We start from the raw sequence: 15,396 nt of genomic DNA, 5'->3' as shown, positions 1-15,396 counted from the left end.
CTCATTTCATTTGCATATTTTAAAAGAACTGTGAAAAACATGATGTCTGTTTTTCACAGTCCTATAGTCTTAAGCCTGTTTTTTCGCAGGTTTTCTTGTTGCCCAGATAAAGATTCCAAGGAACAATGCTGCCAGGATAATTCCTACAGGATAAGCAACTGCTGTAGAGAATCCCAGACATTCATCTGCACAGAAGAAATAGGTCATGGAAACGGCACTCATAAATGTTGCAGGAACTGCTGTGATCCAGTAATTCTTCTTCTCGCGGAACAGATACATACTTGCTGTCCACAAAACGATCATTGCTAAAGTCTGGTTTGTCCAACTGAAATATCTCCATACAATGGCATAATCAAGATGTCCTACAAAAGCACCGACTGCCAGAAGCGGTACACAGAGAATCAATCGTTTCTGCAATTTATTCTGATCGATCTTGAACCAGTCTGCAAGTACAAGACGGGCACTTCTGAATGCAGTGTCTCCGGAAGTGATCGGGCATACGATAACACCGATCATTGCTAATGCTACACCGATGCTTCCCATTGTCTTAATACACACATCATAAATAGCGGCTGACTGACCATTAGCAAGAACTTCGCTTAAACCTGTGTTGAGACCACCTGTTACTTTGTAAAGTGCACATCCTGCGGCTGCCCAGATCAGTGCAATCACACCTTCTGCTACCATTGCGCCGTAGAATACGAAATGTCCCTGTTTCTCAGATTTCATACAACGAGCCATCAGAGGGGACTGTGTAGAATGGAAACCAGAAATAGCTCCACATGCTACAGTGATAAACATGAAGCTCCAGATTGGTTTTCCGTCAGGATGCATATTTGTAAAGTGGCTCCAGATTTCCGGAATTGTATAATTCGGATTTGTGAAGATACCGATGATAACACCAAGAGCCATGATGATCAGACAGATACCAAAAAGCGGGTAGATGCGTCCGATAATCTTATCAATAGAAATAAAGGTCGCGATAAAATAATATAACAAAATAATCCAAAGCCAGAATTCAGGATTTGCAAGAAGTCCGGTGATACCTTTGTTTCCAAGCAAAGTGACGATCAAGCCGGCAGGACCTACTGCAAATACAGTACCAACCATGACAAGAAGTACCACACTGAATACACGCATAACATTTTTCATAACATTTCCAAGATAGATTCCACATACCTCAGAAATCGATGCTCCATCATTTCGTTCAGAAAGCATACCGGAGAAATAATCATGCACACCTCCGGCAAAAATTGTACCGAATGTAATCCAGAGGAATACGACCGGTCCCCATAAAGCACCCTGCATGGCACCAAAAATAGGTCCAAGACCGGCAATGTTAAGTAGTTGCACAAGGAATAACTTCCATTGCGGCATAACGACATAATCTACTCCGTCATTGATTCTGACAGCAGGAGTTTCTCTGTCGTCAGGTGCGAATGTGTTCTCAACTACCTTTCCATAAACAAAATATCCGCCAATAAGTAACGCTAAACAAATAATAAAACTAATCATACAAACACCTCCAGAAAACATAAATGTTAGCGTTTTTCAACCCACTTATATTATAGGATTGTTTATAAAAATTTCAAGGTTTTTAGAGAAAATTTATATAATTTCTCTAAAAAAATCAAGAAAAGTATCATTTGTAGCTCCATGACTGGCGATTGTCGCATCGGATTGTTATAATAGATGAAATAAGGCCATCATGTTTGGCGTGCTGATAAGAAATATGCAATGAAAAACACAGAGATACATTTTCGTGGAGGGTACGTTATGATAACTTTAAATGATTATCTGTATTCGGGCGATACCATTTTTAGGGTGCTGCAGAATTACATTACAGATCTAAGGGAAGATGCACGAAAGACAAAAAATGAAATTGATCTGATACATTGTAATTTCCTGATTCAGATCAGAGAACTTTTGGAACATAATGAATTCCTTACGACCCAGTCACAGCAGGTTCGGGAATTCTATAAATATATGACAAAAGAATATCCATATCTTGCATTTACAGTAAAGGGAAGAATCAAGTCGTTGATCCGTGCGGAAGAGAAATTTAATGGTTATATTGTCAAGTATATTTCAGATTATTACGAAGAATATGGAAAGTATCCGACAACGGCAGAGTTAAAGCGCAGTCTTAGCTGCTTTCGTGATCTGATCGCATATCGAATTGTGATTTCTATGCCAAAATGTCATTATGAAAATGAAGAAGAGCGTCAGATTGCAGAGCTGGAGTGTTTGTATGAAATAGCAAATGTACTACCGGGTTTTCTTGAGGAAAGAGGGTTTACAGCGGAGCCGGCAAATGGTGTGATGGAAAGTCATTCTCCACTCATGGATGACAATGTCAGACCATATTACAGAGACTATATTTCAGACAGCCGGCCGGATGAATACCAGTCACTGCACATTACATTCTATGATAACTGTTCAAGAAGTTATATTGAGGTTCAGATCCGTACAAAGCAAATGGATGATATTGCAGAGATTGGGCCGGCAAACCATCTGGGATATGAGAAAAAACAAGAGAAAGAGCGCGCCAGAAGAAATGCGATTCCAAGAGGTAAGTGCATTTATTTTGATGAGGCGTATGAGCGCGGAATGAAGCTGTTGGGACTGGATCTGGCGAAGCTGGATGTAAATATGTTTGCAGCGATGAATAACAGTTTGATCAATGACGGGTGTGGATTGTTTCGAGGAAGACTGATCTTGCCGTATGAGCATTTGTCGAGATTTCAGAATGATCTGATTGATTAGAAAGAAGGAATTACAAAGGAGAAAGTGTTTGATGGGGGACAACAAGAAAAAATGGCTATGGATCAGCCTCGGAATAGTTGCAGGAATCTTGGTTTTAGGGTACATAGGAACCGCTTTGTATTTTATGAGTCATTTTCTTCCGAATACAAAGGTTAACGGGAAAGATTTTTCATATGCTAAGGAAGAAGATGTGGCAGATTATCTGAAATCAGAAGTTAAGAAGTATGAATTGAAGATTACAGAACATGCGGGACTTTCTGATATGATTACAGGAAAAGAGATCTCTGTTGAATATAAAGAGAATGGAGTGATAGATAAACTATTAAAGGAGCAGTCCGTTTTTCTGTGGCCGGCAGCATGGTCGGGAGAGGGAAAAGGATTGTCCATCACGGCAAGTGCAGATTATGATGAGAAAGCATTAGATGCGAAGATTGCAAGTCTGACAGCTATGACAACAGAACAGGTACAGCCGATATCTTCTATGCCGGTGTTTAACGGAGAAAAGTTTGTTCCGGGAGACATTACGGAAGGGACGGCAATCGATGCAGATGCATTGAAGAAAGCGGTAGTCCAAGCGATAGAGGGACTGCAAGAGCAGTTGAATCTTGATGAAGCAGGATGTTATGTACAGCCGCCATATACAAAGGAGTCATTGGAAGTTCAGCAGGCGTGCGATGCGATGAATGCATACCTGAATGCGAGTGTAACTTATGAGATGGGACTTGATACACCGGTTGTGGTTGATAAAACAATTATTTCACAGTGGGTGACAGCAGATGAGAATTATGTGGTGACATTTCACCCGGAACTTATACAGGAATGGGTGACGCAGTTTGCACAGCAGTATGATACTGCAGGAAAGACCAGACAATTCACTACACCGGATGGAAGAGCAACCGAAGTTTCCGGTGGAACTTACGGTTGGGAGATTAATGAAAAGGCAGAGTATGAGACACTTCTCGCGAATGTTGAAAGCGGAGAAACAATAAGTCGAGAGCCGGTTTATGTGGAAGGAAAGACTGCGGCATCGCATGGTGCGCAGGATTGGGGCTCCACTTATGCAGAAGTCGATCTGACGAATCAGAAAATGTGGTATGTCAAAGACGGAGAAGTTTTAATGTCAGCAGATGTAGTGACCGGACTTCCGAAAGGCGGAAGAAGTACTCCGGCAGGAGTTTATACGATTTTGGAACGAATGCAGAATAAAGTACTGCGCGGTAATTTAAGACCGGATGGAACAAGAGAGTATGAAACTCTTGTAAAATATTGGATGCGTGTAACGTATTCCGGTGTTGGTTTTCATGATGCAACATGGCAGAGCAGTTTTGGAGGAAATGTATATACCTACAGAGGTTCTCATGGATGTATCAATATGAGCTATTCGGATGCCGGGAAATTGTATGAGTTAATCCAGGTTGGAGATCCGGTAATTATGCACTATTAAGAAAAATAATAAGAAAAAATCAAAAAAATCTGCCAATCGGCAGATTTTTTTGTATACTAAAGAGTGGCTAAAAATTGAAAAAGAGGTAAAAAAATTGAAAAAGAGGTATGTAAACAATTTAATACTTCTGATAATCGCGCTTATTTGGGGCGCAGCATTTGTTGCACAAAGTGCTGGGATGGACTACATCGGTCCATTCACATTTAACAGTGCCAGAAGTATACTTGGTGGAATCGTATTGATTCCGGTGATTTATGTATTGGATAAGAAGAGAAAGGAGGAGATATCACAAGGAAAAGAAGTTATACAAAATAAGAAAACACTTATCATCGGTGGTATTTGTTGTGGATTTTTCCTTATGCTGGGAAGTTCCTTGCAACAGATCGGGATACAATATACAACGGCGGGAAAAGCAGGATTTATCACGGCATTATATATTCTGATTGTTCCAATCCTGGGGCTGGCCGTTGGCAAAAAGGCCGGAATTAAAGTATGGATTGGTGTGGTACTTGCAGTGATCGGAATGTATTTTCTGTGTATGACATCAGGATTATCCATTGCAAAAGGAGATTTTTATATTTTACTGGGTTCTGTTGCTTTTTCATTCCATATTCTTGTGATCGATCATTTTTCACCAAAGGCAGACGGAGTGAAGATGTCCTGTATTCAGTTTTTTGTTTGTGGAATCTTATGTATGATACCGACAATTTTATTTGAGCACCCGGAAATTTATTCTATATTGCAGGCATGGAAGCCAATTGCTTATGCAGGAATCATGTCTTGTGGGGTAGGATATACTTTGCAGATTGTTGCACAAAAAAATACAGACCCGACAGTTGCATCTCTGCTGTTAAGTCTTGAGTCTGTATTTTCAGTACTTGCAGGCTGGGTGATTCTTGGAGAAACCTTGTCTCCAAGGGAACTTTTTGGATGTGCCCTTGTATTTGCGGCTGTGATTCTTGCGCAGCTTCCGGAGAGAAGGCCTAATCTCTCATGTAAAGATTTACAACGTGAAGAATCCCGTCCTCATCATTCGACTTTGTGATAAAGTCAGCAGATTCTTTGACGACCGGCTGGGCATTCCCCATTGCTACACCAAGACCGGCATATTCGATCATGGACAGATCATTGAAGCCGTCGCCGCAGCAGATCATGGAATCGGCAGTGAGACCGATACTGTTCAGAAGCTTCTGCAGAGAGTGTGCTTTATCGATATTCTGAGGCATGATCTCTAAGAAGAATGGCTCAGAACGGTAGATGTTGAGCAGTCCGTGGTATTGTTTCTGCAGCTTCGGCATCAGGTCTTCCAGGATGGAAGGTTCACCTGGGATAAGCATTTTATTGACCGGGCAATCAAGTGCGGCAGGGAAGTCCTCAACCGGACAGATCTCCATGCTGTTGATGGCGGCTTCTTTCTCAGTGTATTCATTACTTTTAATACCGGAGAGGATTACTTTATCCGTATAAGAGATAAGGTCCAATCCAGGATATTCTTTTACCGCCTCGTAAATCGGACGGATGGCTTCCTGTGGGATAACCTTATTATAAATAATTGCATTGTCAGAACAGCGGGTGATTCTCGCACCGTTAAAGGAGAGCATGAATCCACCGTATTCTTTTAGATATAATTCCTCTGCCAGAGGTGCGACACCGTTGATCGGGCGACCGCTGGCGAGGACTACTTTTTTTCCATTCTGTTGAATTTCAATCAGAGCGTCCCTTGTAGGGGGCGTTATTTCTTTTTTTGAATTGGTCAGTGTACCGTCTAGATCAAGTACAATCACTTGGTATTTCATAATAATTAAAACTCCATTTCGTTATATAGTGACAGTAATTAATGATGTGCTTCATTCAGCAGCTTGGTTTTTGTATCGTACAGTTTTTGGGAAAGATCCACATATACCTTATGTGGATTGAAGAGACGTTTTGTCTCATCCCAAAGCGTCTTTTTTTCCTGACGACAGAATTCTGCAATCTCCTTTACAGATGGGGACTCATACTTACATTCTCCATGCTGGAAGATTGGGACAAGCAGTTCACGCATTGTGTAGGTTCCACCCGGAAGAAGTGTTTTCTTCCATGTTGCATTCGGGTCAAAGAGAAGCAGATCTTCTTCCTCTGTGTTAAATGTTTCATCAGCGAAGCAGATCAGATCAGCGCGCAGCATACCGGTTTCTTTATCGTAAATACGATAAATGGTTTTATTTCCCGGATTAGTGATCTTCTCAATATTCTCAGAAATCTTGATCTTCGGCTGGAATTCTCCATCTGCGTTTTGAATAGCGGCCAGTTTATAAACACCGCCAAAGGACGGGCAGTCTTTTGATGTAATAAGGTTTGTTCCGACGCCCCAGGAAGAAATTGCAGCGCCCTGCATCTTGAGATCGTGGATCAGAAATTCATCCAGGTCGTTGGAAGCGGCAATGACAGCATCCTGGAATCCGGCGTCATCCAGCATCTTACGCGCCTTTTTAGAAAGATAAGCGAGATCACCGGAGTCAAGGCGGATACCGTAGCTCTTCGGTTTGATGCCTGCTTCGCGCATCTCGGTAAAAACACGGATCGCATTCGGAACACCGGATTTCAATGTGTCATAAGTATCGACAAGCAGTGTACATGCATCAGGATACAATCTTGCATATTCTTTAAATGCAGTATATTCATCTTTGAAAGTCATGATCCAACTGTGTGCATGCGTTCCCATAACCGGTACATCAAACATTTCGCCGGCGAGTACATTGGAAGTTCCGACGCATCCACCGATCACAGCAGCTCTTGCTCCGTACAGTCCCGCATCCGGTCCCTGGGCGCGTCGAAGTCCGAACTCCATGATACCGTCTCCTTGTGCCGCATAAACAACACGGGAAGCTTTCGTAGCGATCAGACACTGATGATTCAGAATTGTAAGAATTGCTGTCTCAACAAGCTGAGCCTCCATAATCGGAGCTACGACTTTCAGAAGCGGTTCTCTTGGGAAGATGACGCTTCCCTCAGGGATCGCATAAATGTCTCCGCTAAAATGAAATCCGCTCAGATAATGAAGAAAATCCTCACTGAACAATCCGAGCCCTCTTAAATAATCAACATCTTCATAAGAAAAATTCAGATTTTTAATATAGTCAATGACCTGATCCAGTCCTGCCATGACGGAATATCCGCCTTTGTTCGGATTGTCACGGAAGAAAACATCGAATACAACAGTCTGATTTTCCTGTGTTTCAAAATATCCCTGCATCATAGTAAGCTCATACAGGTCTGTCAATAAAGTAAGATTTTGTGCACTCATACTAATATCCTCTCTTAAAAATACTGCCTCAGACAGGCTGTAGGCAGAAAGATTGCTCTCACATTGAAGTAATTATACATAATTCAGAAAGGTAAATCAATTCATAGAAAGAATATGTTAAAAAAATATCAAATAAAGAATCAAAGAAATTGATGAGATTCGATTGACAACAGCATAGAAAATACCTTAAGGTATAGAAAACATATTAAAAAATGGGCCGCGTAAGCCAGCGGCAGAATGGAGAAAAGATGAGATTAGGAGTAAAACAGGTACTTACGGTAGTAAAGCTGGTAGATTTTGGAGTATATCTTGGAAGTGACGAGGAGCGTGTTCTTCTTCCAAAGAAACAGGTTCCGGACGGAATCGAACTGGGAGATCCGATCGAGGTATTCCTCTATAAAGATTCTTCCGATCGTATGATCGCAACAACGAATGAGCCAAAGATCACTCTTGGACAGCTGGCTGTCCTGACAGTAGCAGATGTGGGCAGAATGGGTGCTTTTCTTGACTGGGGACTTGAGAAGGACCTGTTCCTTCCATTTAAGGAACAGACAGAGAAGGTAGAGAAGGGCGACCGCTGTCTGGTAAGTCTTTATGTAGATAAGAGCGAGAGACTTTGTGCGACAATGAAGATCTATCATCTTCTGCAGACAGACTCTCCTTATAAAAAGGATGATATTGTAACCGGAACAGTTTATGAGGTGAATCGTGATCTGGGAGCTTTCGTGGCAGTAGATAATCTGTATTCTGCATTGATTCCGAAGAGAGAGATGTATGGAAGAATGTATCCGGGACAGGAGATTGAAGCACGTGTGGCAGCAGTTAAAGAGGATGGAAAACTGGATCTGAGTGTCCGTGGCAAGATCCCGGAGCAGATGGACAAAGATGCAGAATTGATCCTGGAATGCATTGAGACTTGTGGGGGTAAACTTCCATTCACAGATAAAGCAGATCCGGAGCGCATCAAAGCAGAGATGGGAATGAGTAAAGCTGCGTTCAAACGTGCAGTTGGAAGACTCTTGAAACAGAAGAAAATCGTAATCAAAGAGGACGGTATTTATAGTTTGTAAAAGCAATCTGCAAACGAACCGTTATGTGTTAGAGAAAGTGACTATGACTTGTAGGAAGTGTTGTTTCAAATAGAAAAAAGTGTGAGATTTTATATGCTGAAAATGAGAAAAATAGTGATTCTTCCTACTTGTAATATGCTTTAAATGCGTTATAATAACATTAGGAATGAGAAAATGATAGGTAATATCATTCCCAGATGAATTTAGGAAGTAAAGTTATAATTAAATTGTTAAAAGAAAGGGGTATTTAGAATGAAAGTTCAGAATATTACAGATGTTGAAGGATTTTTTAAGGTAGTAGATTCTTGTAAAGGAAGAGTAGAGTTAGTAACAGGTGAGGGAGACAGACTGAACCTGAAGTCTAAACTTTCCCAGTATGTATCTATGGCTAACATTTTCTCTAACGGAGAGATTCCGGAGCTGGAAGTTATCGCTTACGAGAAAGAAGATACAGATAAGCTGATCCAGTTTATGATAGATGGTGGAAATAAATAAGATTTAACATTTTAAAATTTCCATAAAGAGTGTAAAATGAAGGGAAGGGATTCTGACCTGTGTATCAAGTCAGAGCCTTCCCTTTTCTTAGTTAAAATTTGATCATTGAGGTGAACTATGAGTTTTGCACATTTGCATGTCCATACAGAATTTAGTCTGCTGGATGGATCGAATAAGATAAAAGAATACGTGTCCAGGGTCAAAGAACTTGGGATGAACAGTGCGGCAATTACAGATCACGGTGTTATGTATGGTGTGATCGATTTCTATCGGGAAGCCAAGAAGCAGGGAATCAATCCAATCCTTGGATGTGAAGTGTATGTGGCTCCGAATTCTCGTTTTGATCGCGAGATCACAGGAGGAGATGACAGATATTATCATCTTGTGCTTCTGGCAGAAAATGAGGAAGGATATGCGAATCTGACGAAGATTGTTTCGAAGGGATTTGTGGAAGGTTATTACTATAAACCGCGAGTGGATAAGGAACTTCTGCGCAAGTACCATAAAGGTATCATTGCTTTAAGTGCCTGCCTGGCAGGTGAGGTGGCAAGATTCCTGACGAAGGGATTATATGAAGAGGCGAAGAAGACAGCCTTAGAGTATCAGGAAATTTTCGGCGAAGGGAATTTCTTCCTGGAGTTGCAGGATCATGGAATACCGGAGCAGGGACTTGTCAATCAACAGCTATTCAAAATGTCTGAAGAGACAGGAATTGAGCTGGTTGCTACGAATGATATTCATTATACATATGCAGAAGATGCGAAGCCACATGATATTCTACTTTGTATTCAGACCGGAAAGAAGCTTTCAGATGAGAATCGTATGCGGTATGACGGCGGGCAGTATTATGTGAAGTCAGAAGAAGAGATGCTACGTCTGTTCCCTTATGCGAAACAGGCGTTGGAGAATACACAGAAGATTGCGGATCGATGTCATGTCGAGATTGAATTTGGTGTAACAAAACTTCCGAAATATGATGTGCCGGATGGTTATACTTCCTGGGAATATCTGCAGAAGCTTTGCTATGAAGGATTGGAAAAGCGTTACGGTGATCCTTCGGAAGAATTGAAAGAGCGTTTGTCTTATGAATTGGAAACAATCCATCAGATGGGCTATGTAGACTATTTCCTGATCGTGTGGGATTTTATTAAATACGCAAAAGATCACGGAATCTCAGTTGGGCCGGGACGTGGATCCGCTGCAGGAAGTATCGTGTCCTATTGCCTTGAGATCACGACAATCGATCCAATCCGTTATCAGTTGCTGTTTGAACGTTTCCTGAATCCGGAACGTGTGTCTATGCCCGATATCGACGTTGACTTCTGTTATGAGAGACGTCAGGAGGTTATTGATTACGTTACAAGAAAATATGGAAAAGACTGTGTGGCTCAGATCGTTACATTCGGTACCCTGGCAGCACGAGGTGTGATCCGTGATGTTGGACGTGTAATGGATCTGCCATATGCTTATGTTGATTCTATTTCCAAAATGATTCCGCAGGAGCTTGGAATCACAATTGATAAAGCTCTGAAAATGAATCCGGATCTGAAAAAGTTATATGATACAGATGAGACGGTGACAAATCTGATCGATATGGCGAAGCGTTTGGAAGGACTACCGAGACACTGCTCCATGCATGCCGCCGGTGTTGTTATCTGTCAGAAGCCGGTTGATGAGTATGTACCTCTTTCGAGGGCAGCAGACGGAACAATCACAACGCAGTTTATCATGACAACACTTGAAGAACTTGGACTTCTGAAAATGGATTTCCTGGGCCTTCGTACATTGACTGTGATACAGAATGCAGTGCTGCTTGCAAGAAGAAAGCAGCCGGAACTGAATATCAATCAGATAGATTACAATGATCAAAAGGTGCTGGATTATATCGGAACAGGTAAGACAGATGGTGTGTTCCAGCTTGAGAGTGCCGGAATGAAAGGGTTCATGAAGGAACTGAAGCCGCATAACCTGGAAGATGTTATTGCCGGAATTTCGCTGTATCGTCCTGGTCCGATGGATTTCATTCCGCAGTATATCCGAGGAAAGAATGACAGTTCTTCTATTACATATGATTGCCCACAACTGGAGCCGATCCTTGCCCCTACTTATGGATGTATTGTCTATCAGGAGCAGGTTATGCAGATTGTACGAGATCTTGCAGGATACTCACTTGGACGAAGCGACCTTCTGCGTCGTGCGATGTCAAAGAAAAAGGCGGCAGTCATGGAGAAAGAACGTAAGATCTTTATTTATGGTGATGAGGAGACAGGCGTACCAGGATGTATAAAGAATGGAATTGATGAACAGACTGCAAATAAGATTTATGATGAAATGATCGATTTTGCAAAATATGCGTTCAATAAGTCTCATGCGGCTGCATATGCAGTGGTTTCTTATCAGACTGCATGGCTGAAATATTATTTCCCGGTAGAATATATGGCAGCGCTTATGACATCAGTCATTGATAATCCGTCTAAGGTATCTGAGTATATTTATGCATGTCGTCAGATGAATATTAAGATCCTGCCGCCGGATATTAATAAAGGTGAAGCAAACTTCTCTGTAGATGGCGGGGATATCCGTTATGGACTTGCTGCAATCAAAAGTATCGGAAGACCGGTGATCAAAGCAATCGTGGAAGACAGAGAAGAGCTTGGGTTGTTCCAGAACCTGGAAGATTTCATTACCCGTCTTTCAGCAAAGAACATATTAAATAAACGTACGATAGAAAATCTGATCAAGGCGGGGGCATTGGATACGCTTGGCGGAACAAGAAAACAGTTCATGAGTATCTATGTACAGATCGTAGATCATGTAACCCAGGAGAAAAAGAACTCTATGGTTGGACAGATGACATTGTTTGATCTGGTGAGTGAAGATCAGAAAGAAGAATTTCAGATCAGGATGCCTGATGTGGGAGAATACTCCAAAGAAACACTTCTCGCATTTGAAAAAGAAGTACTTGGAATCTATGTCAGCGGACATCCGCTTGAGGCGTATGAGGAGAAGTGGAAGAAATCCATTTCTGCGACAACGGCGGACTTTCAGCTGGATGAAGAGACCGGTCATACAAAAGTGCATGATGGGGCGAAAGAAATTATTGGTGGAATGATCACAGAGAAGACCATAAAGCACACAAAGACGAATCAGATGATGGCATTTATTACGGTAGAAGATCTTTTGGGAACGGTAGAGGTTGTTGTGTTCCCGCGAGATTATGAGAAGAACAGAGATTATCTGGAAGTAGATAGTAAGGTATTTGTTCGCGGAAGAGTTTCGGAAGAAGATGATAAGCCGAGTAAGATGATCTGTGAGAAAATTATCCCATTTGAACGGACGAAAAAGGAATTGTGGATTCAGTTTCCTGATAAGGCGACATTTCTGGATGAGGAACAGATTGTCTATGGATATCTGGCAGATTCAGACGGAGATGATGAAGTTATGATCTACTGTGCGAAGGAACGTGCGGTGAAAAAACTGCCGAAAAATAGGAATATCGGTATAAATGAACAAATTTTAAGCAGATTGATGAATCATTTCGGCGAGAAGAGAGTAAAAGTAGTGGAAAAACCTATTGAAAACATATTCTAAATAAGGTAGAATATTGGCGGAGTTGATAAAAAATTGACAATGATTGGTTTTGGCAGTAATCAGACATTTCAGAGAAAGGGTGGACTAAAACATGGCAGAAAATAAAACAGTCGACAAAGAAAAATATCTTGATGAAATCGAAGACAGTATCCGTACAATCGGTGTTCTGACAAGTGGAGGAGATGCTCCGGGAATGAACGCAGCAATCCGTGCGGTAGTAAGACGTGCACTTGCAAAAGGACTTAAGGTTCGCGGAATCCGCAGAGGTTATCATGGACTTCTGAAAGAAGAAATCATTGATATGTCAGCACGTGATGTGTCTGATATCATTGAGCGTGGTGGTACAGTTCTCCAGACAGCCCGTTGTAAGACAATGCGTACAGAAGAAGGTCAGCAGAAGGCAGCTGCGATCTGTAAGAAGTACGGAATCGACGGACTGGTAGTAATCGGTGGAGACGGTTCTTTCGCAGGAGCTCAGAAACTGGCAAACCTTGGTGTAAATACAATTGGTATTCCAGGAACAATCGACCTTGATATCGCATGTACAGACTACACAATCGGATTTGATACAGCTGTTAATACAGCAATGGAAGCAATCGATAAGGTTCGTGATACATCTACATCTCATGAGAGATGCAGTGTGATCGAGGTTATGGGACGTGATGCAGGATATCTTGCACTGTGGTGTGGTATCGCCAATGGAGCAGAGAAGATTCTCATGCCGGAGGAAAAGGACTATGATGAGAAAGCACTGATCGAAGATATTCTTGCGAACAAGAAACGTGGTAAGAAGAACTACATTATCATCAATGCAGAGGGTGTTGGAGATTCTATCAATATGGCAAAGAGAATCGAGGCTGCTACAGGAATTGAGACAAGAGCAACAATCCTCGGACACATGCAGCGTGGTGGAAGCCCGACATGTAAAGACAGAGTATATGCTTCTACAATGGGAGCTATGGCAGTTGACCTTCTTTGCCAGGGAAAGACAAACCGTGTCGTAGGATACAAGAACGGACAGTTTATTGATTTTGACATTGAAGAAGCACTTGCTATGAAGAAGACAATTCCGGCATATCAGTACGATGTAGCGAAGACTCTTGCTCTGTAAAAATGTGAAATAGCATTGCAAATATCACTTTGAGTTATTATAATAGAATAGCAATGGTTACCAGATGACTGGTAATGAAATATAACATTCAGCCATGCAGCCTTTGTAAGAAGGTTACATGGCTGAATTGTGTATCTGCGATAAGATAAAAATAACTGATAAGGATAGATTAAGGGGAGAACTTTGACGGACATGAAGAATAAAAAGATGGCACCGATCGGGGTGTTTGATTCAGGAGTCGGAGGACTGACTGTAGCGAGAGAGATATCAAGACAATTGCCGTATGAGAACATTGTTTATTTTGGGGATACGGCGCGTGTTCCATACGGTAGTAAATCACAAAACACGATCATTCGTTTTTCAGAACAGATTATCCGTTTCCTGAGGACGAAACAGGTGAAAGCAATTGTGATCGCATGTAATACGGCGAGTGCGCTTGCATTGGATGCAGTGAAGGATGAGTTTGACCTTCCGATCATTGGAGTAGTCATTCCGGGAGCGAGAGCAGCAGTAGAAGCTACAACGAATGGAAAAGTCGGTGTGGTAGGTACTGAAGCAACGGTTCAGAGTGGAATGTATACGAAAGTGATTCAGGGAATGAATCCTAAGATTGAAGTGATCGAGAAAGCCTGTCCTCTTTTCGTACCGTTAGTGGAAGAGGGATTCAAAGAACATATTGTGACAAGAGAGATTATTGAGTATTATCTCGAATCCATGCGCAATACAGATATTGATGCGATGATCCTTGGATGTACGCATTATCCGCTTCTCAGATCTAAGATCAGAGAATACATGGGGGATAAGATTCAGATTGTGAATCCTGCATATGAGACAGCGATGGATCTGAAACGTCTGTTGGAAGAGGAAGAGATGGCGAATGATGAGACGACAGAACATCATAGTGAGTATTCCTTCTATGTCAGCGATGCGGCTGAGAAGTTCAGGAAGTTTGCGAATACAGTGATGCCATTTGATGTTCCGACAACGAATGTAGTAAATATTGAAGAGTATTAATTAGTAATTTTGAATCAGGAAAGTTATTTCGTGCTTGTACGTTGGTTGCGGAAAGACTGACGGAACGAAATTTTCCTGATTCTTTTCTATGGAGAATTCATTTATGACAAAAGATGTATTGGTAAGTATTTCCGGAATGCATGAGGAGATTGTGGCGGTCACTCCGGAGGTAGAAGATGAGAACGAAGCAATCGAAGTTGTGACACCAGCAACATATTATTTGAAGAACGGAAAACATTATATTGTCTACGAGGAAGTTGTAGAAGGAACTTCCGGAGTGATCAAGAACAGAATTAAGATTAACGGAGATGAATGTGTAGAGATCGTGAAAAGCGGTCTTTCAAACTCTCATATGATCTTTGAGAAAAATAAAAAGAATCAGACATTTTATAAGACGCCTTATGGACAGATGCTGATCGGAGTGAATACGAGACATCTTCAGGTTGATTTTGAAGAAGATAAGATAGCGGTCCAGATTGATTATGAATTGGACGTAAATCATGAACCGATGGCAGACTGTAAGATACGGATGAATATTGTTTCCAAGGACAGTGGAAAGTTTTCAGTGCTTAGTTAAGATACAAGAACGCCGGGGCATTTTTGGATAAGCAGGCGGAAA

At 41.6% G+C, this 15,396-nt stretch carries 12 protein-coding genes; 9 read left to right on the top strand and 3 right to left on the bottom strand.

Annotation, left to right across the window (positions count from 1 at the left end; translation table 11 throughout):
* Positions 1-69: 69 nt before the first annotated feature.
* Entirely contained in the window at positions 70-1,515 is a 1,446-nt protein-coding gene (locus tag LI162_RS11345) for a carbon starvation CstA family protein (RefSeq protein WP_155204968.1), read from the bottom strand.
* A gap of 261 nt (positions 1,516-1,776) precedes the next feature.
* Between LI162_RS11345 and LI162_RS11340 the strand changes: the two genes are divergently transcribed.
* From LI162_RS11340 to LI162_RS11330, 3 genes are all read left to right on the top strand, one after another.
* Positions 1,777-2,766: a guanosine polyphosphate pyrophosphohydrolase gene (locus LI162_RS11340; RefSeq protein ID WP_226866311.1), complete on the top strand. Its 990-nt coding sequence runs from the start codon at positions 1,777-1,779 to the stop codon at positions 2,764-2,766.
* A 31-nt stretch (positions 2,767-2,797) separates the two neighbouring features.
* Positions 2,798-4,210, top strand: coding sequence for a L,D-transpeptidase family protein (locus tag LI162_RS11335; RefSeq protein WP_226866312.1), 1,413 nt, complete (start codon positions 2,798-2,800; stop codon positions 4,208-4,210).
* A gap of 94 nt (positions 4,211-4,304) precedes the next feature.
* Positions 4,305-5,255, top strand: a complete 951-nt coding sequence (locus LI162_RS11330) for a DMT family transporter (RefSeq protein ID WP_117499313.1) — start codon at positions 4,305-4,307, stop codon at positions 5,253-5,255.
* Here LI162_RS11330 and LI162_RS11325 read toward each other — a convergent pair.
* On the bottom strand, positions 5,194-6,006 hold the full coding sequence (locus LI162_RS11325; RefSeq protein ID WP_226866313.1) for a Cof-type HAD-IIB family hydrolase: 813 nt from the start codon (positions 6,004-6,006) through the stop codon (positions 5,194-5,196). The genes LI162_RS11330 and LI162_RS11325 overlap by 62 nt on opposite strands.
* 38 nt (positions 6,007-6,044) lie before the next feature.
* On the bottom strand, positions 6,045-7,496 hold the full coding sequence (locus LI162_RS11320; protein WP_020436797.1) for a nicotinate phosphoribosyltransferase: 1,452 nt from the start codon (positions 7,494-7,496) through the stop codon (positions 6,045-6,047).
* A 248-nt stretch (positions 7,497-7,744) separates the two neighbouring features.
* Here LI162_RS11320 and LI162_RS11315 point away from each other — a divergent pair, with 248 nt between their 5' ends.
* From LI162_RS11315 to LI162_RS11290, 6 genes are all read left to right on the top strand, one after another.
* Complete coding sequence (locus tag LI162_RS11315; RefSeq protein WP_020436798.1) at positions 7,745-8,566, top strand: CvfB family protein; 822 nt, start codon at positions 7,745-7,747, stop codon at positions 8,564-8,566.
* Positions 8,567-8,818: 252 nt separating this feature from the next.
* Complete coding sequence (locus tag LI162_RS11310) at positions 8,819-9,061, top strand: hypothetical protein (protein WP_015529387.1); 243 nt, start codon at positions 8,819-8,821, stop codon at positions 9,059-9,061.
* Positions 9,062-9,178: 117 nt separating this feature from the next.
* On the top strand, positions 9,179-12,652 hold the full coding sequence (locus LI162_RS11305; protein WP_015529386.1) for a DNA polymerase III subunit alpha: 3,474 nt from the start codon (positions 9,179-9,181) through the stop codon (positions 12,650-12,652).
* A 91-nt stretch (positions 12,653-12,743) separates the two neighbouring features.
* Positions 12,744-13,763, top strand: coding sequence for a 6-phosphofructokinase (gene pfkA / locus LI162_RS11300; RefSeq protein ID WP_015529385.1), 1,020 nt, complete (start codon positions 12,744-12,746; stop codon positions 13,761-13,763).
* A 192-nt stretch (positions 13,764-13,955) separates the two neighbouring features.
* A complete protein-coding gene (gene murI, locus LI162_RS11295; protein ID WP_015529384.1) occupies positions 13,956-14,777 on the top strand; it encodes a glutamate racemase in 822 nt (273 codons plus the stop codon).
* 103 nt (positions 14,778-14,880) lie between these two features.
* Entirely contained in the window at positions 14,881-15,354 is a 474-nt protein-coding gene (locus LI162_RS11290) for a DUF1934 domain-containing protein (protein WP_015529383.1), read from the top strand.
* The last annotated feature ends 42 nt before the right edge of the window (positions 15,355-15,396 follow it).

This window comes from Mediterraneibacter sp. 210702-DFI.3.120 (assembly GCF_020561005.1).
Lineage (GTDB): Bacteria > Bacillota > Clostridia > Lachnospirales > Lachnospiraceae > Mediterraneibacter > Mediterraneibacter faecis.
The sequence above is the reverse complement of the archived record's forward strand: the minus strand, read 5'-3'. Positions and strand labels throughout refer to the sequence as shown.